Genomic DNA, 20,865 nt, shown 5'->3' with positions numbered 1-20,865 from the left:
CATTGAGCAGACACAAACCCGTCAGAATCATTTAAAAGTAAAGAAGGGTCGCAAACTGACGTTCACGACCCAGGTTTTTTAGTTTGGCCTGATATGTCAGAGACTCTGGTTTATCACCGCTTGCAGTGTGGCAACGCCTTGGCTGCCCCTGACCTGCGACAACGCCTCAAGCCACTGCTCGATGGGCAGTGTGTAGAGCTCACCAGAAAGGTTGACGCTGATCTGCACTGGCGCGCCCGGCTCGCCCTCCTCGGGTATGACATTGCGCACGATCAGACTGTGGGCATTGTCCGGGTCAGTGAGAACCAGATGCCCATCGTCCAGCGACATCAGCAAGTGTTCGGCAGCGACCATGCCCAACACCAGCGTGCCCATGCCCGGCGCCTCGGCGCCCAACGGCCGTCGAGTTTCGAGCACGATGCAGTCCAGGCGCTGCCAGGCTTCATCCGAGACCCGATAGCTCAACGCCTGAGCGCCGAATGCAAGGATCAGTTTGTCGACCCCGTCAGGCAACAATGCCATGACTTCCGTGACCTCGGCCCTCGACTCCAGCGTCAGGATGTCGTCCTCGCGTTGCGCATGGCTGGCGCGATTGTGCAAAGGACCGGCAGCGCCGGTGCTGAAGATCAGGCCATCAATCGAGTCGAACAGCAGCGCCTCCGACGCGTCGCGCGTGCCGAGGAACAGCGGCCATTGCCCGTCGTCCCGTCCAGGCACATCGAACAGGCGATCGCGCTGCGGCACGTAATACCGGTAGTGATCCGCAGTGTTTTCGACTTGCAGAACCGGCACATGAGCCTGTCCGTCCAGCAGTGCTTTAAGCTGGCTCTGCAACTGCCCGGGCGTCTGGCCATGGCGGCGCAACCATTGTTTCTCGACGCCGACGATACGCGCCGGTTGCTGATCCAGCAGTTGCACATTCACGCCTTCGCGGGTGCGCCCCAGCAGCCCCTGCCCATGGGGTACGACCTCGACAAACGCCCATTGCGACCAGACTTTTTGCGCAACTGGCAGGCGTTGGTCGGACAGCAGCCGGTTGCCGTTGCCGAACGCCTGACGCAACGCGTCGATTCTGATCAGTGGTTGGCGCAACAGTTGCCCTGCAAAGACATCGAGTAGCCACACGGCCTGTCGGTCCGGGGTCAGGCCCACCAACGCGAGTTCCTTGCGCTCGCCCCCTTCGGCCAGCACCACCTGCTCATCGATGCACCAGGCTGCCACGGCATGCCGGCCCGAAACATCGACCAGGCCGATCATCGTGAACGGTGCATCACGATAATTTTTCGCAAGCGCTGGCAATGCACCCTGCCAATCAGGGTTGACCCGCAGCCAGTGCGGGCCGATGCCAACAAACTTGAGTACGCCCTGCTTGTCGATCTCGAACAGCCGACCGTCTTCACGGGTCACGATGTACCCCATACCGAACCGGCTGACATCGATGACATCGCTGGCGATGATTTGCGCAGCGCCCGCAGCTGCGCCGCGCAGTAGCAATCTGGCCTGTTTACTGAACAACAGCGGCAGATCGCCCGGGCCGTCATCCCACACCAGCATGACCGTATCCAGCTGCAAACCACTGGCGTGATCCAGCTGGAAAAACATGCGGTCCGCGAGACGAATCCAGCCCAGATCCCGCAGCGTTTGCTGGACATGACTGCGTAGCCGGACAAACTGATGCGGCCCCCACGAGGCCAGGCTAGACGCCATGCCCGGCGTCTTGTCAGCATAGGCACGCGGCGTTTTGAAGCGATCAACCAGAGACCGCCAATAATTCGCCGAACGCCGGGGGGTGTAATCACTCCAGGCGGCCGAGGTGCTGATACTGTCGAGCGCTACCGTCCCTTTAAACAGCTGATACTCGAACGTCACCTCGACTCCGCTTTCGACTTCAAGCATCGCTTGCCGGACCCGTAGGCGATCAGCAATTTGCTCACAGCCAATGATTCTTGAGCCGGTTGCAGGGTTCATCAGCCGGTAGCGATAGTTAACCGTGCCGGTGATCGCATCGACCCGCCAGACCGTTGCATGCTCGGGGTGATAGAACCAGGCGTGCTCAGCGCTGGCGGCGCCCAGTACGAGGCCGTCATTCACAGCCTCGGGCAGGTTGCGCGCATACAACAATCGGTCCTGCGCCACGTCGTACCAGGCCGTGACGAAAACCGCTTGAGGCGCCGGATTCAACGGCAGCGCAAACCTGTGCAGTGGCACATGGGCCGACGCGAGGCGTTTCTCTGCGGCCAGCGCTCGAATCCGCGCCAGCACGGCGACCGGCGAAGTTTCCTCGCCGATCGAAACACTGATCCCCGACGTACCGGCCTGCGCACGCGAATCGTCCAGAGTGACGGACATCAGCATCAGCCGTTCTGTCTGCCGATCGACCCTGAACAACTCACCCTTGGCCAGTTCGATAAAGTCCACCCGACCTTCGATGCGAATCCCGTCGACACTCAAGCAGGTCTCTTCAAACCGAACCTTGGCTTCGCTGACCCAGGACGCATGAAGAATCCACTGGGCCGCCGCGTAATTGTGCAGGGAAACGGCAACGAGGCCAGGCGTCAGCCAGAGCTGGCGGGTGCCGGGCGAACGAGTGAAGATCTCGTAGGAAATGCACTGTTTCCATTCATTCGGCAACGCTGGCACCAGTAACTGGCGCACCTGCTCGTCGAGTGTCACGACGATCTGCGTGGGCTTATTGAACGGGTACAGTTTGTAGAGAATGTGCGGGAACGGCGAATTGGCGAAGAAGTAGAAACGCTGCTTGCCATCCTTGCCGAACTCCAGCTTTTCCACGGTGCTGTTGCGCAGGCTCGGATACCAGGTCTCCATGGCTGGCCCGGCGAACTCATGTATGAGCGCCCCGAATGGCGAGAAGATGTTGACCAGACCCGGGCCAGCCGTTTCACTGGCCTGCCTCGGCTCCCTCTCCAACTCTCCGGGCTGTGGCTGATAGGCATAGCCGGCCGTTCCCACCTGATACTCATAGCCGTAGTAACACAACGGCGTGCAGGGCAGCACTACCGTCTGCACGTCAGCGGGCGCGGGCCGCATCAGACTGACAACCTGCGGCAGCCCGAGCGCGTCGCGGATATCGGTCGCCAGGTGCAACAACTTCGGGTCATTGTCAAACTGCGGCAGCTCAAGCCCGCCGCGCGGCCTGAGGGGAAAAAACTTCTGACTGTCGAAGCCGATCCGATTGCCTTGCAAATCCAGCTCGGTGATGACGGCTTCGGGCTTGAAGCTGAGCACGCCGTCCTTGCGGGTGTAGACACCTGAACCGTAAGCGTCCTGCACCTTGCGCAGATGGGCGCCGACGTCTTTGGCCTTGTCGCTGATCTGCCCCAGATTGCTGGCAATGGCCGACACCCCGATGCCGACACCCAGCAAAGGCACGGCGAGGATCGAGGCCGCTGCGCCCACCGTTCCGCCCACGGCCAGTGCAGCGATATCCAGCCCCAGCGCTGCCACGTCGAATACCAGTTGCGTCGCCAGCCGCGAGCGCTGCTCCTGATTTTCCGCCACTGCCAGCCCATAAATATCGAAGCCGATATTGGCCGCCGAAAAGCCGAATCCGACTGCCGTGGAAGCGCGGCCCAGCACCCGGCCGGCCAATGACGCCTGACGCAAGGCCAGCGTCCGTTCACTGGCGGCGAATTGACGTACAACGTTGATGATCTGCGCCGCATCATTCAGCACACCAAAACCTAACTGCGTATAGCTGACGTAGACCTGTACTTGCAGCGCAATCGACAGCGCCGGCACCTGACCTTCCTTGCCCTGATACTCGCGATGACGCATTTCAGTGATCAACGTCTGGATCGCGAAGGCAAAACTCAGACGACTGCCGCCGTCGGCTTCACCCCGGCCAGCCTCCTTGCCCGCCACGGCCTGCACCAGACGCTGAAGGTGTTGCCTGACCTTGCTGAACCGCGGGTCCGCCGTGGTCACCTTGAGGGTGTCTTGTGGATTGCGGGCATCCGCCAGCGTCAGCGAATAATCGCCATTGGGTTGCTTTTCCAGCGTGTCCAGCAAGGGCAGATAGTCACCGCGCAGAGCGTGCCCGGTGCGCAGTTGCTGCGTCGCCTGGTCGAATTCGCGCGCCCAGTAACGGCCATCCAGCTGCGCCAGACTGGCGCCCATGCGCGCGTTTTCGCTGAGAGAACGGGTGCGGGCCACAGCTTGTCTGTTCCAGGCCGAGCCGGCGCCAGGATCGCTCATCGAGGTGTTGCGCAAAAAGCTGTCCACCCTCAGACCCGACGACAACGTCCGCTCGGCAATGACGGCCGTGTTCAACTCAGTCACGTTGAACTGTGCTGTGCCGACATCACCCAGTCCGTACAGCCTGGCCAAGGTGTTGTCGCCGTCGCTCAAATAACGCTGCATGCCCGCCTTCATTGGCGTGCTCGCCGCAAACGCATAGATCGCAAAGTTCGGGTCATAGAAACGGTAGACCGCTTGCTTGCCCACGCGAACTTTGGCCAGCAGCAAGGCATGGTTACCGGTGTCGAGCAGCAAGACGACGGGGGCGGTTTTTGCCTCCAGTTTCTGCATGACGGTGTCCAGGTCTTGCCTGCCGCGATACTGTCCAACGGCATTGGCGGGCACTGCCCGCAGCTCATCCATCGCCGTCAGTAATGCCCGCGCGCCCACCTCGTCGGGGTTCAGGTTGGCCGTCGCCACATGCCCGATCAGCGCCCGTTCCGCCGATTCACTGTCAACCACGGCGGCGCCCATCAGCAGCGCCAGCGGATAACAATGGCGCCCCGGATCGCCCGGGGTGCGCATCAGCAAATCCTGCGGCAATTGCCTGGCAGAGATTGCGCCGGCCTGGGTGAAGACCTCGCGTACCTGTGCGCTGCGCTCGAGAATTTGCCTGTGATACTCCCGCTGCGCCGTCCTGTTGATATGCCCGATGTGCTCCTCCCATTGGCTCAATGTCAGGGCCTGGGTCATCGCCAGCACCTTGAGCTCGCGGGCCGAATGCGCACCAGAGACCGCCTGGCCCGCAAGCGCGCTTTTGAATGCGCCGGAATGCCGCTGCTGCACAGCCCTTGCGATCGCGTTGTAACGAGTGAACACGCCACTGTCTGCGGTTTCTCGAGCGATGTTCGCCACGTTTTGCCAGACCCCGGCGAATCCGTCGGTGTCCAGAGTCGTGGCACCGAACACGCCACCGAGCATCACGCGCAACAACGGACTCAGGTGTTCAACGCCGAGCGAGCCATGGGCCACGCGAGTGAACAGTTCATTGAGGTTGCTGGTGGACTCGGCGCCAACGGACGGCGGTAGCGCACTGACCGATTGCGCACGTATCTGCTCACGGCTATCGACGCCAATGGAAAAAGCCGTGGTGAAGGTGATGTCGCCACTCAGCTTATCCTTCATGGCGCGGATAAACGGTTCCCCCAGATCATCCATCAACTGTTGCAATACCGAGGTCAACAACACCGGTTTGCCTTCGATCACCGGCCAGCCTTTCTTGAACGTAAGGGTCTGTTCTTTGAGCAAGTCATTCAGATCACCGGCATAGCGTGATTTGAGTTTGCCGGCTTGCCACTTCTCCAACTCACGGTTGAACCAGTCTTCCTCAGTGCCGTTGACCGTCCAACCGCTAAGTTGCTCCTCTTCGGTAAAGACGTTATAGCCCTCCGTCAATTTGAGCTCACTGCGAATGGCCGGCCATTGATCAAGCAGCAAATGTCGATCGGTGTATTGACCGAGCCCTGCGCTGGCTGCGCTCGGTCCGGTCAATACAATCGTGCCGCGCGCTTCAGGACGAATACCGTCCGAGTAATACTGACGAATCGCCAGATCCAGGAGCACCATGTATCGATCGTCGGCGTGAGCCAATGCAATGCCCTGCACAGTTTTCTCGCCCAGCACATCATCAATGATCGACCAGAGACGATCCTTCTCTCCCCAATCAGCACCTGCGGCAACCATGCGGCGTTCGACTTCAGCGAGACAGTCGTAATTGAAGCGGATGACCTCCATGATCGAGCGGGTCATGCCACTGCCAGAATGACCCAGCATGTGAGCATTCATCTCACCTCTTTGCGGATCGCTTAGCGCAGTCCCCAGACGAATGCCATCTTGCGGTACCCGCGTTAGCGGCGGCGCAATGAAAATCTCTCGTGCGGCGGGTTTGCTTCGCGCAAAAGCAGTCAGCGCTTCTTTATGCCGAGAAGGTACTTCGCCAATCATTGCGTAACGGGTTGGATCACGGCCCGGCATTAACGCTTCGTTGTGATCGAGCATCAGTTTCAGAGTGGCGATTCGCTCATCTTCATCGAAACCGCTGATATCCACTCCACCCAACTTCTCGGCCAGCGGCGGCAAATAATCCATATCACTGTAACGACCGCCCTCCAGGTACTCGGCCTGCAACCGAACGACATCACTCGCCGCCGCAAAGTTACCGCGCATGGCAACTTCACGCTGATAGACATCTTGTAAAAAGTGCCCGGCGAACTCCTGACGAGCATCACGCAACTGCAAGTCAGGTCCGACCATTGCCTGGTGGGTTTCCAGGCAGCGTTGGCGAAAGGCTTCCAGAGCCGCCCGATCCTTGCCGTAAGCCCGGACCATCAGGTCGATCCGGGCTTCGTCCGCCTTGCCGCGCCACTGCGCAAGTTCGAGATACTCGAACATCTGGTGTTTCAGCACCCGCGCGCGGTCTTCAATCATTTGCGCCAACTCGCTGGGCCGCGCAACTTCGGCGCCTCCAGACGCCATCGCATCAGCCCTGACGCTGTCGAGAATCACCCGATTCATTTCAAATGCCAGCAACGCGTCACTGTCGTACCAGAGGTTGAACCGATACCCCTCGGGTTCCAGTACTGTGCGCCAGATATTCATGTAATCACGCTGGATGGCACCGACCTCACTGCCGCCCACCCAGACAAAATGCATGATGTTCGGCACAGGCGTGGCGACGCCAGTCAGCATGTCCACTGTTGCTGACAACCTCGCCACATAGTCTTGCAACCCGCTTTGAATGCGATTGATGGGTGCCGACACGGCTGTTGTGCCGCCTTCCAACAACGAGTCGAGTGTTTCCTGAAAGAGTTTTACCGACAGCAGTTTTTCCGCCACATCTTTTGTTCGACTGGCAACTTGATAGTGTCCGTTCAACGCCGTGTACGCGGCGGAATCACCATGTTTTTTTAACGCCATTTGCAGCGCGGCATAATCCTCAGCCGACAGGAACATGGACGTGTCCGTATTAACTTTCATAGCGTTCATCCTTTAATAAGCAGTTCTAATTGCGGATGAAACTATTGTGAAAATACGGCCTGCTCAAACATGAAAAAACTCAAGCAGTGTCAGTCGACATATCGAACAACATTCAAGCTGGTTGAACGTATGATCCGGCAACAACTACAGCCATCAACTTGCTGATCTTTAAACGAACAAGGCCGCGAGTCCTGAAGGGTCGCGGCCTTGTTTTTATTCTCGATGTCTATTCGCGAATAGTATTTTCCTGATGTCTCGCCGACTTGAAGTTACTTACAACTTCCAGTCGACGATCAGTGGAAGTGGCTCAAGACACCGGCTTATCGCCATACCAACGCGGCGTATAAACCCATTCACCACCCGTGGCGCGGGCAAAGGTGCAGGTGGTGGACGAGCCGATCAGCACCATGGTGCGCATGTCCACCTGGTCCGGGGTCAGCGCACCCAGTGTCGTGGTGCGCAGGGTCTGGCCCGGGCGACCGATATCGCGCCCCAGCACCACGGGCGTCTCAGCGGTGCGATGCTGCCCGACAATTTCCAGCGCCCGCCCCAGTTGCCAGGGACGGGCACGGGAAATGGGGTTATAGAACGCCAGCGCCAGATCGGCCTCGGCGGCCAGGTCGAGACGTTTCTCGATGATCGACCACGGCTTGAGGTTGTCCGACAGCGACATCACGCAGAAGTCGTGCCCCAACGGGGCTCCGGCTTGTGCGGCAGTGGCCAGCGAGGCGGAGACGCCTGGCAGGATTTCCAGATCGACGCGGTGCCAGGCCGGATCATCCGACTCGTGCAACGCTTCGAGCACCGCTGCCGCCATGGCGAACACGCCCGGGTCACCCGACGAGACGACAATGACCGAACGGCCCTCGGCCGCCAGCCTGAACGCGTGACGGGCGCGCTGCATTTCTTCGCGGTTGTCGGTGCAGTGTTGCACTTGATCGTCACGGAACGGGCCGGCCATGCGCACATAGGTTTCGTAACCCAACACATCGGTGGCGCGGGCCAGTTCGGCCTTCACCGCTGGCACCATCAATTCGGCAGCGCCGGGGCCGAGGCCGATCACCGCCAGACGTCCGCGCGGGCGACCGATCAGCGCGACGTCCAGCGGTTGTTCGGCGACCGCCAGGGTGACGCCGTGTGCCGCCTCAATGATCGACACACCCGGTAAACCGTGGAGGTCACTCGTCGCGCCGACAAACCGTAGCGGCACCGCCAATTCCAACGCCGCTTCACGCAGCGGCGCAGAGGCCATCTCGGTGTCCATCGCCACCAGACAGGCCAGCGACTGCACCGCGAGGTTCGCCTCGTGCAAGGCCGCACGAAGCGTGTTGGGCAGGTCCGTCACTGCAGCGCTGACCATTGCCGCGACGCTGCGCGGATAGATCAGCAATTCGTTGGCACTTGCCGCACGCGCGGCACTGCCGACATGGATCGAGCGCTGCGCCTGTGGATCTTCCGGCAATTGCGCCTGATTTAGCCACGGCGCCGCGCCTTCGATGCGCACGCTGTGGCCGGCCAACAGATCGGAGACAAAACGCTTGCCCAGTTCCAGATCGCCCAGCGCATAACCACTCGGCGGGTTGAGCAGGCACGTACCAAAGCGTAACTCGCCGCTGGTGGTGATTGCTGCGGCAACCTGCAACCCGGCAGCAATCTTGCGCGCCATGACATTCACCCCGCCAAGGCCGCCGAGCAGCGGCACCACGGCGCTGCCATCTTCGGCCACGGCAAGCACTGCCGGTTCGGCGCCCTTTTCCAGCAACAGTGGCGCCAGCGTGCGGATGACGATGCCGGCCGCGCACAGGGCAATGATCGGTGTGTCCTGCTGATACAACGCGCGCAGGGTCGCACCGAATTCCTGATACGTCAGGTCGGCGCCTTCGACGCGCCCGGTAAGGCCGTGGATCTGTGCCGCCGGATACACCTGCTGAATGCGCCGCGCGGTGGCCAGGCTGCCCTGACCGAGAATGACGATGGCGGGAGTGGATTGAGTCATCAGCCTTGCCACCGTTCGCCCGGCACAATGATCAGCGAGAAGTACGGCGACGACATCGGCTCGACCTGATCCATCGGCACGATTTTCTGATTGGCCATGGTCGCGCGTTCAACATACAGCGCGCGCTCGGCCAGCCCGAGTTCTTCCAGCACCTGACGCACTTTGGGAAAGTTGCGCCCCAGTTTCATGATCACCGCCGCGTCGGCATCGGCCAGACGGCGCTTGAGCTCTTCATGGGGCAACACGCCGGAGAGCACCGACAGGCTCTGATTGCGATACACCAACGGCGCACCCAGCACCGAAGCGCCGCCGAGCATCGAGCATACGCCCGGCACTACTTGTGCTTCATAGCGGCTGGCGAGGCGATCGTGCAGGTACATGTAGGAGCCGTAAAAGAACGGATCACCTTCACAGATCACCGCCACATCGCGACCGGCCTCCAGATGCGCGGCCACCGTCTCGGCGGCTTCGTCGTAGAAGTCGCTGATCACCTGTTCATAAGACAGCGGGGCCGGCAGTACTTCGGTGGTCACCGGGTACACCAGCGGCAGCAGGTTCTGCGCCTCTTGCAGGTGCGCTTCGATGATGCCGAAGGCGTTGCCTTTCTTGCCCTTGGCGACGAAGTACGCCACCACCGGCGATTCGCGCAGCAGGCGCAAGGCTTTGACGGTAATCAGTTCCGGATCACCGGGGCCGACGCCCAGGCCAAGCAAACGTCCTTTGGCCTGCATCATTCGATCTCCGTGGCGAGGGCATTGACGGCGGCGGCGGCCATCGCGCTGCCACCGAGACGGCCTTGCATGATGACGAACGGCACGCCACGGCTGTCAGCGGCCAGTGCGGCTTTCGATTCGGCAGCGCCGACGAAACCGACCGGGAAGCCGAGAATCAGCGCCGGTTTCGGTGCGCCGGCGTCGAGCATTTCCAGCAGATAGAACAGTGCGGTCGGTGCGTTGCCGATCACCACCACGCTGCCTTCCAGGTGCGGACGCCACAGCTCCAGCGCGGCGGCGGAACGGGTGTTGCCCAGTTCACGGGCCAACTCCGGCACGCTGTCGTCGCGCAACGTGCAGATCACTTCGTTGTTGGCTGGCAGGCGCGCACGGGTTACGCCTTCGGAGACCATCCGCGCATCGCAAAGAATCGGCGCGCCAGCGGCCAGCGCATCGCGCCCGGCCTTGCCCGCCCCTTCGGAGAATTGCAGACCGTCGACGGCTTCGACCATGCCGCAGGCGTGGATCACCCGCACCGCGAGTTTTTCCAGATCGGCCGGGATGCGCGCCAGATTGGCCTCGCTGCGAATGATCGCGAAGGAGTTGCGATAAATCTCCTGACCGTCGCGGATGTAATCAAGCATCAAGGGGGCTCCGAGAGCGGGCGGCGAGCAGGGTCGCGGCCGCTTCAATAGTAAGGTTGCGTGCGTGCAGCGCGCCGAAACCCGGCAGCGTCGCATCGCGAAAATAGAGGTCGTAATGACCGGGATTGACGGCCAGCAACGTCACCGGGGCACAGTGGGCGGCAGCGCAGGAGCGCGGGCAGCCGCTGAGGTGAACGTTGAGGGCCGAGGGCAGCAAGGTCGCCAGATGGCGGGCGTCCTGCTTGGTGTCGGCCAGGCCTTTGCCGCAGCCACTGGCACCGGTGCAGGCGATCAGGCGCGAGAGGGGTTCGGCAGCGCGGGTAAACAGGTTCAGTCGCTCGAGACCTTCCAGCACCTGAGCCGCAGCGCTCGCTTTGACGTCCGGCACCAGCAGGCTTTGCCAAGGGGTGAAGCGCAGGCTGCCGTTGCCGAACTGGCGGGACAGTTGCGCAGCCCCGCGCAGCATTGCCGGATCGAGACGACCCAGCGCCGGCACCGCACCGATGTACACCAGATCCGCGGTATTTTGCCGATGAACGCCGATGTGCAGATCGTCCGCCACGGCGCTGCGCTGCCAATCGCTGATCGGCTTGATCGGCAAACGCGCGCGCAGTTGTTCGAGAAATGCCGACAGCGGCAATTCGTCGAGCAAATGACGCATGCGCGTGTGCTCGGGACGCGCCGACTCAAGAAACAATTCCAGCACTGCAACCACCAGCGCATGGCCATTCTCCAGCGCCACCGCGCCTATCACCTGATCCGTCGGGCATCCGGCCAGGCCGAACGCCAGCCAGGTTTCACCGTCACGCGCGAACGCCGACAACCACAGGTCATGGGGATGTTCGAGCATCGCCAGCGCTTCACCGCCATCGAGTTGCACGGCGAACTTGGCGCTCAACTCGTGGAACCGAGGATGGCTTTGCAAGGTGTCGAGGATCTGCGCGGCGAGGCCGCGCGTGTCGAAAAGCATCTGCCGATCGATCCCGGCGGCGGGGCTGAGCATCAGGTTGCGCACATCGTCAGCGGCTGCCGTGCGCGGGCCAAGACCGGCGGCGAGCAAGCGCTCGATCAGTGCCGCAGATTGCTCGCCGATCCCACGGATTTGCAGATTGGCGCGGTTGGTCGCTTCGATAGCCCCGCCAAACTGTTCGGCAGCTTCGGCCACCGCGTCGGCCTGATCGGCGCTGATCGAGCCGCCATTGAGCTTGATCCGGCAGATGCCACCGTCCAGTGCCTGGACGATACGCAGCAACCCCGGGCAGGCCGAGGGGCGTAAGGCGGTGGACATAGGGCGTTCGTTCAAGGGGCTGACCGGCTGCGTGGGAAAGGCGCTTCGCGGGCGAAGGCGCGGTATTATGCCTGCTTTGTCCGCTGGCATGAAAAGACTGCCCGTCGGAACGGCGTGTTTAGAGGAATATAGATGTCACCCTGGCTGACGGTAGTGGGAATCGGTGAAGACGGCTTCAAGGGCCTGGGCAAAAACGCCCGGCGTGCCCTGCTGGGCGCCTCGCGGATCGTCGGTGGCCAGCGCCAACTGGATTTGCTGCCGGTGTGTATTCGCGGCGAGCGGCAATTGTGGCCCAGCCCGTTTTCCCTCGCGCCCGTGCTCGAACAGCGTGGCGAAGCAGTTTGCGTATTGGCCAGCGGTGACCCGATGCTCTACGGCGTCGGTGCCAGCCTCGCCCGCCAGGTGCCAAGCGAGGAAATGTTGATTCTGCCGGCACCCTCGTCCTGTTCACTGGCCGCCGCCCGCCTCGGTTGGCCGTTGCAGGACGTGGTGACGCTGTCGCTGGTCGCTCGACCACTGGCGGCAATCAATGCGCAGTTGTTCAGCGGCGTGCGTCTGTTGCTGTTGAGCAATGACGGAAGCAGTCCGGCGGCGGTCGCGCAATTGCTCCGTGAACGTGGCTTCGGTCCGAGCCGCCTGAGCGTGCTGGAACATCTGGGTGGCAGCGCCGAACGGCGTATCGAAGGCACCGCCAACGCCTGGGACGACGCACGGATAGCCGATCTCAATGTCATCGCCATCGAATGCCTGGCCGATATCGACGCCCCGCGCCTGTCGCGCCTCGCCGGTCTGCCCGACTCGGCCTTCCAGCATGACGGCCAACTGACCAAGCGCGATGTGCGCGCCATCACCCTCGCCCGCCTCGCGCCGACACCCGGCGAACTGCTCTGGGACGTCGGCGCCGGCAGCGGCTCGATCGGCATCGAGTGGATGCGCGCACACCCGAGCTGCCGCGCCTTGGCCATCGAAGCCGATGACGGCCGTCAGCAATTGATCGAGCACAACCGCGATGCGCTGGGGGTGCCCGGCCTGCAACTGATTCGCGGCAAGGCACCGCAGGCTTTGACTGGGCTGGAACGCCCGGACGCGATTTTCATCGGCGGCGGCGTGACCCGTGAAGGCGTGTTCGAAACCTGCTGGACGCACCTCAAACCCGGTGGCCGTCTGGTCGCCAACGCGGTGACCCTGCAAAGCGAAGTGGCCCTGATGAGCTGGCGTGAACGCTTCGGTGGCGAGCTGACGCGCATCCATGTCGCGCAGGCGCAGCCGCTCGGCGAGTTCGACACTTGGCGTCAAGCGCTGCCGATTACTCTGCTTGATCTGGTCAAACCCCTTGATGCGTGACGAAACCGCCGAACAACCCGCGCCCCTGCGCAGTGGCCTGACCACCGGCAGCTGCGCCACCGCCACCAGCCTTGCCGCCGCGCGCCTGTTGCTCGGCGGGATCTCGGCCGATGCGGTGCAGATCGTCTTGCCCAAAGGCAAACAGGTGCAGATGCGTCTGGAGTTCTGTCGTTTGACCGACGACGGCGCCGAGGCCGGGACGATCAAGGATGCCGGCGACGATCCCGACGTGACCCACGGTGCGCTGCTCTACTCGCGGGTGCGGCTGCTGAGCGAGCCGGGGATTCGTTTCAACGCCGGTGTCGGGGTTGGCACCGTGACCCGGCCGGGACTGGTGCTCGGCGTCGGTGAGCCGGCGATCAATCCGGTGCCGCGCAAGATGATCAGCGATCACCTGACGCTGCTCGCCGCCGAAACCGGTTATGGCGGCGGCTTCGACGTCACGGTCAACGTCGAGGGCGGCGAAGCGCTGGCGCTGAAAACCATGAATCCGCGTCTGGGCATTCTCGGGGGTTTGTCGATCCTCGGCACCAGCGGCATCGTCCGGCCGTTCTCTTGCGCGGCCTACATTGCCTCGATCCATCAAGGCATCGACGTGGCGAAAACCAACGGTTATCTGCACATCGCCGCCTGCACCGGCAACGCCAGCGAAGACACCATGCGCCGGGTCTATAACCTGCCGGAAATCGCTCTGATCGAAATGGGCGACTTCGTCGGCGCGGTGCTCAAGCATCTGCGCAAAGTACCTGTGGATAAACTCAGCCTGTGCGGCGGCTTCGGCAAGATCAGCAAACTGGCGGCCGGACACATGGATCTGCACTCGCGGCATTCGAGTATCGACCTGCCGCAACTGGCGCAATGGGCGGCGGCGATTGGCGCGGATGAGGCGTTGCAGCAAGGCATTCGTGAGGCCAATACCAGTCAGCAGGCATTGGCGATGGCCAGTGCGGCGGGGATCGCGCTCGGTGATGAAGTCTGTCGACATGCGTTGAATTTCGCCCGCAGCGTGGTGCCGGCGCAGGTGCAGGTCGAGGTGTTTGCGATTGATCGTCAGGGCGGGATTGTCGGGCAGGCCGGGGGTTTTGCATGAAGCGGATTTTGCTGCTTGGCGGTGTGACGGAAGCGCTGGCGATTGCTCGCACACTGGGGCCTGAACACATTTACAGCCTGGCCGGCGTGGGTCGGGTGCCGACCGACCTGACCTGTCAGGTGCGCGTCGGTGGTTATGGTGGTGCCGAAGGTCTGGCGCAATTCATTCGTGACGAAGACATCGGTTTGCTGCTCGACGCCACGCACCCCTATGCCGCGCAAATCAGCCAGAACGCCGCCACCGCCGCGCAACTGGCCGGCATCCCCTGCTGGGCATTGCGGCGCCCGGCGTGGCAGCCACAGCCCGGTGATGACTGGCGCGAAGTCGGCGACTGGGCCGAGCTGATCACTGCCCTCAAACCGTTTCGCCGACCGCTGTTCACCCTCGGCCGCGAACCGCTGCAACATCTCGATGAAATTCCTGAAGAGCAGTTCTGGACCCTGCGCGCCCTCGACATCTACCCCGGCAACCAACGCTGCGAAGTGATCGGCGCTCGCGGGCCGTTTCTGCTGGAGGATGAGCGCGCACTGTTCGAACGGCGGCAGATCGATGTGCTGATCAGCAAGAACAGCGGCAGCACCGCGACCGAGCCGAAGCTGGAAGTCGCACGCGAGCGTGGGGTGCCGGTGATTGTGTTGAAGCGACCGGGGTTGGCGGGGGTTGATCGGGAGTTTGCCTCGGTCGACGAAATTCTCGCTGCCCTCGCGACCTTCAATCGTATTTAAATCATTCGTACCGTCACTCCGGTGTACGCAGATCATCTGGACGACACAGACCCATTGTAGGAGTGAGCCTGCTCGCGATGACGTCAGCACAGCCAGCACCTCATTGCCTGACACACCGCTATCGCGAGCAGGCTCACTCCTACAATGTCACGGGTTCGACTGAAGATCTGACCTCCGGCATATGACTTGAATCCTACAAACGCGCCGGACACTGCCCACAACGACTTAACGAATCGCTGACTTTCGGCAGTCAGAGTCCACATTTACGCTCACCGTCTTTGATTCCAGGGGCGTACACATCCAATGTCAGAAAAATTCTGCCGTTTCGACGTAAAGGATCACCTCAAAACACCTGCCGATATCAGCCAATACATCAAGGGCTGTGAGATTGAAGACCCGGGCGATGGGCAGCTCAACCGAGTAGCGCTCCGAGACGTCAAGCAGACCATTCGTGCACGAATAGAAAGCGACTCGAATTTCGCCCAGGCAATGCGAATCGAAGCCGCTACACTCATTTATAACGGCGAAATCGAGCTGGGGCGCAGACTTCTCAAGCTTTTGCAGGATGCGCTGCGACACCAAACCGCACGACGCTTTTTTACTTATCGGCCCTGATCAGGCTAAATAGCCGCGCCTGATCGCCCACCCAATGGATCTGTCCCATGAACCGACACCGGCTAGCCATTGCCTGGATCGCCTGCTTTGCAGTGCTGTTCAACATGCTCGCCATGCCGATGACGGGAGCGATGGCGCAGGCGGCTAATTCACCGGCCGAACAACTGCTCTGGAGCAGTTTCTGCACCGGCAGCGGGACGAAGATGGTGGCGATCAATATTGGCACCACCGATCAAAAAGCCCCGGCCAACGACACTCATTCGAACATGCAGCATTGCTGGTGTTGCTCAGGCTCCGCGCCATTGGTGGCGTTGCCGGGGCACTCACCGCAGCTGTATTTCGCCCGCTACGAAAGCAATCGCAGCGTCGCACCCGCCTCTCTGCAAACACCCACGCCGCGCCAGCAATGGCCAAGCCTCAATCCCCGCGCTTCCCCTCTGGTTTGATTTGTTCGCGCAATTGACCTGCGTTTCAAATCGTTCTGGAGAACTGCCATGTTGAACAAACTCATCCTCGTCGCTGCGCTGCTGTTGCCGGCGTGCTTTGCCCATGCTCACGAATACAAGGTGGGCGAGCTGGAAATCGCTCATCCGTGGTCGCAGGAACTGCCGCCGAATGCGCCGACAGTCGCGGCCTATTTCATCATTCACAACGCTGGCAAGACCGACGATCGACTGACCGGCGTCGACTCGCCCATCGCTCCAGAAGCACAACTGCACGAACACGTGATGCAGGGCGACTTGATGAAGATGCAGCAAGTGAAAAGCGTGGAGATTCCGGCCGGCGGCAACGTGACGTTTGCGCCGATGGCCTATCACGTGATGCTGCTCAACCCGACCGATCGCAGCCTGCTCAGCGACGGCAAACGCTTCCCGCTGACGCTGCATTTCGAGAAGGCCGGTGACGTCACCGTCGAAGTCTCGGTGCAGAAGAAGCCACCGGAAACCACGCAGGCTCACGCGCACGCTCAGTAAGCCTTACGGCAGAATCCGCCCATGCGCCCGCTGAGCGCCAGGCCCTCCCGGCAACGCCGTCAGACTCAACACCTGACTCGCGGCAGCTGGATCGCCCTGTTCGCCATGTTGATGATCTTCATCGGCCCACTGATTTCTCAGTCGATGCCGATGGATCAACACGCCTCGACTTCGATGCCGATGAGCATGGACATGTCGATGGACATGCCGGGCATGGATCACAGCGGCCATGACGCACAACCGACGGCAGAACACTGTCCACCGCAATCCTCGCACCACGTGCTCTGGGAAAAGTGCGGCTATTGCAGCCTGCTGTTCAATTGTCCGGCACTGACCGGCGGTGGCGATTTCGTCACCTTCAACATCCCGCCGCTGAACACCTTCACCCCGCCCTCCCCACGCCTGGGCCACGCACGGCAGACGTTCTTCCCCGGCGCCCGCAGCCGCGCCCCGCCCATCGCAACGTAGACACGCACCTTTGATTGCACACGGTTGAGAAGACAGCTTCAGGCTGCCGGCCGTGTCGTTTACGACTGTTTGATGGAAATTGTCATGTCCAGGTTTGCTGCTGTACCACGCTCGGGTTCTGCCCCGGCGTCCTTCGCTTTGAACGAATCGCGAATTCGTTTCAGGCACGCTACCGCCGTCCTTTGCGGCGTCCTGCTGTCTCCGCTGGTACTGGCCGATGATCACACCGGCCACAACGAAGAACTCAGCCCGACGGTAATTACCGCGATTGCCCCCAGTTCACCACTGACCATCGTCACCAACCCCAAGGATCCGCGCCAACCGGTGCCGGCCAGCGACGGCGGCGATTACCTGAAGACCATTCCGGGCTTTGCGCTGGTGCGCAATGGCGGCACCAACGGCGATCCGGTGTTGCGCGGCATGTTCGGCTCACGCCTGAACATCCTCACCAACGGCAGCATGATGCTCGGCGCCTGCCCGGGGCGGATGGATGCGCCGACCTCGTACATCTCGCCGGAAACCTACGACAAACTCACGGTGATCAAAGGCCCGCAAACGGTACTGTGGGGGCCTGGCGCCTCGGCCGGCACCGTGCTGTTCGACCGTGAGCCAGAGAGCTTCGGCGAACTCGGCACCCGCGTGAACGCGAGCATTCTGGCCGGCTCCCACGGACGCTTCGACAAGGTCGTCGACGCCGCTGCCGGTGGCCCGTTGGGCTACGTGCGCGTGATCGGCAACACCGCGCATTCCGACGACTACCGCGACGGCAACAACGACATCGTCGCCTCGCGCTACGACAAGTGGAACGGCGACGTCGCCGTCGGCTGGACCCCGGACGCCGACACGCTGATCGAACTCACCGCCGGCAAGGGCGACGGCGAAGCGCGCTACGCCGGGCGCGGCATGGACGGCTCGCAGTTCCTGCGTGAAAGCCTCGGCCTGCGTTTCGAAAAATCCAACATCACCGACGTTCTGGAGAAACTTGAAGCACAGGTCTACTACAACTACGCCGACCACGTCATGGACAACTACACCCTGCGCACGCCGTCCGGCACCGGGATGATGGCAGGTCCCATGGCATCCAATGTCGAACGCCGCACCCTCGGTGCACGGATCAAAGCAACCTGGCGTTGGGCTGATATCCAGCTCATCACCGGCCTCGACGCGCAGACCAACGAGCACCGCCAGCGCAGCGGCATGGGCGTCGATACCTACAAGGATCAGCCGTACAGCAAGGACGCCGACTTCCATAACTACGGCGTGTTCAGCGAGATGACCTGGTACGCCGCCGACCGCGATCGACTGATCACTGGCGCCCGCGTCGACCGCGCTTCAGCCAAGGATTACCGGCAAACAACCGGCTCGGGAATGATGAGCCGTGCTAACCCGACCGCCGACGACACCCGCGCCGACACCCTGCCCAGCGGTTTCGTGCGCTATGAGCATGACCTGGCCGACAGCCCGACCACGCTGTACGCAGGGTTAGGCCACGCGCAACGCTTCCCGGATTACTGGGAGCTGTTTTCGCCCCAGTCCGGCCCGGCCGGATCGGTCAATGCGTTCGATTCGATCAAACCGGAAAAAACCACTCAGGTCGATTTCGGCGTGAACTACAAGAGCGCCGACCTCGAAGCCTGGGCCTCGGGTTACATCGGTGTGGTTCGCGATTACATCCTCTTCGACTACACCCCGGGAATGATGGGCATGAGCACCTCGCGCGCCGAGAACATCGACGCGCGAATCATGGGCGGTGAACTCGGTGCTGCGTACGCATTCACCGACCACTGGAAAGCCGATGCGACCCTGGCTTACGCCTGGGGCAAGAACAGCAGCGATGGCAAGGCTCTGCCGCAGATGCCGCCGTTGGATGCGCGTTTCGGCCTGACCTATAGCGAAGACAACTGGAGCGCCGGCGCACTGTGGAGGGTGGTTGCCGCGCAGAACCGTATCGATCAGAACAAGGGCAACGTGGTCGGCAAGGATTACGACAAGAGTTCGGGCTTCGGCGTGTTCTCGCTCAACGGTGCCTACCGGATCAACAAGCACTGGAAGGTCAGCAGCGGCGTCGACAACCTGTTCGGCAAGGCTTACGCCGAACACCTGAACCTGGCGGGCAACGCCGGGTTCGGCTACCCGGCCAACGACCCGCAAGCGATCAATGAACCGGGGCGCACGCTCTGGACCAAGGTCGACATGAGTTTCTAACAAGAAAAGTCAAAAGATCGCAGGCTGCGCCAGCTCCTACATGGGAGCGCATTCACCCTGTAGGAGCTGCCGAAGGCTGCGATCTCTTGATCTAAAAAAATTCGCCCAGCGGAGCACACGTGATGAAACAGCCCAAACCGAATTTCTACAACCTGGCCTGGCGTTGGCATTTTTACGCCGGTCTCTTCGTCGCCCCGTTCATGGTGATGCTGGCCTTGACCGGCATCATTTATCTGTTCAAGCCGCAGCTTGATTCGCTGATGTACAGCAGCCTGCTCAACGTCCCCGCCGGCCATCACACTGTCTCGGCCGATGACCTGCTGCAACGGGTCAAAAGCGCTTATCCACAAGGTCAGATCACCCAGTATCTGCCGCCGGTGAACGCCGAACGCAGCGCACAGTTTGTGGTGAAAAACGCCGGCCACGAACTCAACGTATTTGTCGATCCGTACCACGGCGACATCCTCGGCGAGCAGGATGCCAAGCAGAACCTGCAAGCCATTGCCCGCGCCACCCACGGTGAATTGATGATTGGCACCGTGGGTGACCGCCTCATCGAAATGGCCGCCGGTTGGGGCGTGGTGCTGGTGGTGTCCGGCCTATTCCTGTGGTGGCCGCGTGGTCAGGCCGCAGGGATTTTGTGGCCACGGCTGAACAGTCGCGGCCGCGTGCTGTGGCGTGATCTGCACGCGGTCACCGGGTTCTGGGGCGCGACGTTGCTGCTGGTGATGTTGCTCAGCGGCATGACCTGGACCGGTTTCTGGGGCAAGCAATACGCGCAGGTGTGGAACGTGTTCCCGGCGGCGATGTGGGACAACGTGCCGACCTCCGATGTCGAGGCGCGCAGCCTCAACACCGCCACGCGCCAGACCGTGCCATGGGCGATGGAAAACACGCCGATGCCGATGTCCGGCGACCACGCCGAACACATGGCCCACGGCGCTGCCAATGAGGGTCCTGCGGCCCCCACCATTAGCCTGCAAGATGTGCAAGACATCGCCGCCGAACGCAAGGTCGAACCCGGCTACAGCATCACCCTGCCGACCACCGCCACCGGTGTGTTCACCATTGCCGTGTTCGCTGACGACCCGCGCAACGACGCCACCCTGCACATCGATCAATACAGCGGCAAGGTCCTCGCCGATGTGCGCTTCGAGCAATATGGCGCCGTCGCCCGTGCCACCGAAATCGGCGTGATGCTCCACGAAGGCAAGATGTTCGGCACTTTCAACCAGATCGTCGTGCTGCTGATCTGCCTGATGATTCTGCTCAGCGCCGTCAGCGGTGTGGTGATCTGGTGGAAGCGTCGGCCACAAGGAAAATTCGGCGTACCGCCGCTGCGGCATGATTTGCCAAAGTGGAAAACCGGCGTTCTGATCATGCTCGCGCTGGCGGTTATTTTCCCGCTGGTGGGGGCTTCGCTGGTGGTGGTGTGGTTGCTGGATCGACTGCTGTTGTCGCGATTCGGCGGGCAACCTGAATCGGCCTCGACGTCACAATGAAACAGACACGATTCGCTTTTTAACCTGCAGGCGCGGGGTACGTCGAGGATCGACGACTTGCTGACCGT

General features: G+C 61.7%; 14 protein-coding genes. 9 read left to right on the top strand and 5 right to left on the bottom strand.

From position 1 onward, the window contains the following. Positions 1–96: 96 nt before the first annotated feature. The 5 genes from P3G59_RS03125 to cobG all read right to left on the bottom strand — a co-directional run bounded on the left by P3G59_RS03125 (position 97) and on the right by cobG (position 11,874). On the bottom strand, positions 97–7,233 hold the full coding sequence (locus P3G59_RS03125; protein WP_277760423.1) for a TcdA/TcdB pore-forming domain-containing protein: 7,137 nt from the start codon (positions 7,231–7,233) through the stop codon (positions 97–99). Positions 7,234–7,540: 307 nt separating this feature from the next. Continuing rightward, positions 7,541–9,229 (bottom strand): precorrin-3B C(17)-methyltransferase, encoded by a 1,689-nt coding sequence (gene cobJ / locus P3G59_RS03120; RefSeq protein WP_277760422.1) that lies wholly within the window; start codon positions 9,227–9,229, stop codon positions 7,541–7,543. Further along, entirely contained in the window at positions 9,229–9,960 is a 732-nt protein-coding gene (locus P3G59_RS03115) for a precorrin-2 C(20)-methyltransferase (protein WP_277762107.1), read from the bottom strand. The genes cobJ and P3G59_RS03115 overlap by 1 nt, the downstream gene beginning before the upstream one ends. Then, complete coding sequence (locus P3G59_RS03110; protein ID WP_115985456.1) at positions 9,960–10,586, bottom strand: precorrin-8X methylmutase; 627 nt, start codon at positions 10,584–10,586, stop codon at positions 9,960–9,962. The genes P3G59_RS03115 and P3G59_RS03110 overlap by 1 nt, the downstream gene beginning before the upstream one ends. After that, complete coding sequence (gene cobG / locus P3G59_RS03105; RefSeq protein WP_277760421.1) at positions 10,579–11,874, bottom strand: precorrin-3B synthase; 1,296 nt, start codon at positions 11,872–11,874, stop codon at positions 10,579–10,581. Before cobG ends, P3G59_RS03110 begins: the two co-directional genes overlap by 8 nt. Before the next feature lie 132 nt (positions 11,875–12,006). On the opposite strand from cobG, the gene cbiE reads away from it, so the two are divergent. From cbiE to P3G59_RS03060, 9 genes are all read left to right on the top strand, one after another. Next, positions 12,007–13,218 (top strand): precorrin-6y C5,15-methyltransferase (decarboxylating) subunit CbiE, encoded by a 1,212-nt coding sequence (gene cbiE, locus P3G59_RS03100; protein ID WP_277760420.1) that lies wholly within the window; start codon positions 12,007–12,009, stop codon positions 13,216–13,218. Beyond that, on the top strand, positions 13,211–14,308 hold the full coding sequence (locus P3G59_RS03095; RefSeq protein ID WP_277760419.1) for a cobalt-precorrin-5B (C(1))-methyltransferase: 1,098 nt from the start codon (positions 13,211–13,213) through the stop codon (positions 14,306–14,308). Before cbiE ends, P3G59_RS03095 begins: the two co-directional genes overlap by 8 nt. Continuing rightward, positions 14,305–15,033 (top strand): cobalt-precorrin-6A reductase, encoded by a 729-nt coding sequence (locus P3G59_RS03090; protein WP_277760418.1) that lies wholly within the window; start codon positions 14,305–14,307, stop codon positions 15,031–15,033. Before P3G59_RS03095 ends, P3G59_RS03090 begins: the two co-directional genes overlap by 4 nt. 303 nt (positions 15,034–15,336) lie before the next feature. Next, entirely contained in the window at positions 15,337–15,648 is a 312-nt protein-coding gene (locus P3G59_RS03085) for a hypothetical protein (protein ID WP_277760417.1), read from the top strand. Positions 15,649–15,695: 47 nt separating this feature from the next. Further along, positions 15,696–16,094, top strand: a complete 399-nt coding sequence (locus tag P3G59_RS03080; RefSeq protein WP_277760416.1) for a DUF2946 domain-containing protein — start codon at positions 15,696–15,698, stop codon at positions 16,092–16,094. Positions 16,095–16,142: 48 nt separating this feature from the next. Then, complete coding sequence (locus P3G59_RS03075; protein ID WP_277760415.1) at positions 16,143–16,622, top strand: copper chaperone PCu(A)C; 480 nt, start codon at positions 16,143–16,145, stop codon at positions 16,620–16,622. A 21-nt stretch (positions 16,623–16,643) separates the two neighbouring features. Continuing rightward, positions 16,644–17,090, top strand: coding sequence for a DUF2946 domain-containing protein (locus P3G59_RS03070; RefSeq protein WP_277760414.1), 447 nt, complete (start codon positions 16,644–16,646; stop codon positions 17,088–17,090). A gap of 84 nt (positions 17,091–17,174) precedes the next feature. After that, positions 17,175–19,295, top strand: a complete 2,121-nt coding sequence (locus tag P3G59_RS03065) for a TonB-dependent copper receptor (protein ID WP_277760413.1) — start codon at positions 17,175–17,177, stop codon at positions 19,293–19,295. A 122-nt stretch (positions 19,296–19,417) separates the two neighbouring features. After that, positions 19,418–20,797, top strand: a complete 1,380-nt coding sequence (locus tag P3G59_RS03060) for a PepSY domain-containing protein (protein ID WP_277760412.1) — start codon at positions 19,418–19,420, stop codon at positions 20,795–20,797. Positions 20,798–20,865 lie beyond the last annotated feature (68 nt).

This window comes from Pseudomonas sp. A34-9 (assembly GCF_029543085.1).
Classification (GTDB): Bacteria; Pseudomonadota; Gammaproteobacteria; order Pseudomonadales; family Pseudomonadaceae; genus Aquipseudomonas.
This window is presented reverse-complemented; position numbering and strand designations above follow the sequence as displayed.

Coding starts and splice junctions, on each gene's coding strand:
- P3G59_RS03090 (WP_277760418.1), top strand. CDS start 14,305: ATGAAGCGGATTTTGCTGCTTGGCGGTGTGACGGAAGCGCTGGCGATT.
- P3G59_RS03070 (WP_277760414.1), top strand. CDS start 16,644: ATGCGCCCGCTGAGCGCCAGGCCCTCCCGGCAACGCCGTCAGACTCAA.
- P3G59_RS03065 (WP_277760413.1), top strand. CDS start 17,175: ATGTCCAGGTTTGCTGCTGTACCACGCTCGGGTTCTGCCCCGGCGTCC.
- P3G59_RS03060 (WP_277760412.1), top strand. CDS start 19,418: ATGAAACAGCCCAAACCGAATTTCTACAACCTGGCCTGGCGTTGGCAT.
- P3G59_RS03075 (WP_277760415.1), top strand. CDS start 16,143: ATGTTGAACAAACTCATCCTCGTCGCTGCGCTGCTGTTGCCGGCGTGC.
- P3G59_RS03125 (WP_277760423.1), bottom strand. CDS start 7,233: ATGAAAGTTAATACGGACACGTCCATGTTCCTGTCGGCTGAGGATTAT.
- P3G59_RS03085 (WP_277760417.1), top strand. CDS start 15,337: ATGTCAGAAAAATTCTGCCGTTTCGACGTAAAGGATCACCTCAAAACA.
- P3G59_RS03080 (WP_277760416.1), top strand. CDS start 15,696: ATGAACCGACACCGGCTAGCCATTGCCTGGATCGCCTGCTTTGCAGTG.
- cobJ (WP_277760422.1), bottom strand. CDS start 9,229: ATGACTCAATCCACTCCCGCCATCGTCATTCTCGGTCAGGGCAGCCTG.
- P3G59_RS03115 (WP_277762107.1), bottom strand. CDS start 9,960: ATGCAGGCCAAAGGACGTTTGCTTGGCCTGGGCGTCGGCCCCGGTGAT.
- P3G59_RS03095 (WP_277760419.1), top strand. CDS start 13,211: ATGCGTGACGAAACCGCCGAACAACCCGCGCCCCTGCGCAGTGGCCTG.
- P3G59_RS03110 (WP_115985456.1), bottom strand. CDS start 10,586: ATGCTTGATTACATCCGCGACGGTCAGGAGATTTATCGCAACTCCTTC.
- cbiE (WP_277760420.1), top strand. CDS start 12,007: ATGTCACCCTGGCTGACGGTAGTGGGAATCGGTGAAGACGGCTTCAAG.
- cobG (WP_277760421.1), bottom strand. CDS start 11,874: ATGTCCACCGCCTTACGCCCCTCGGCCTGCCCGGGGTTGCTGCGTATC.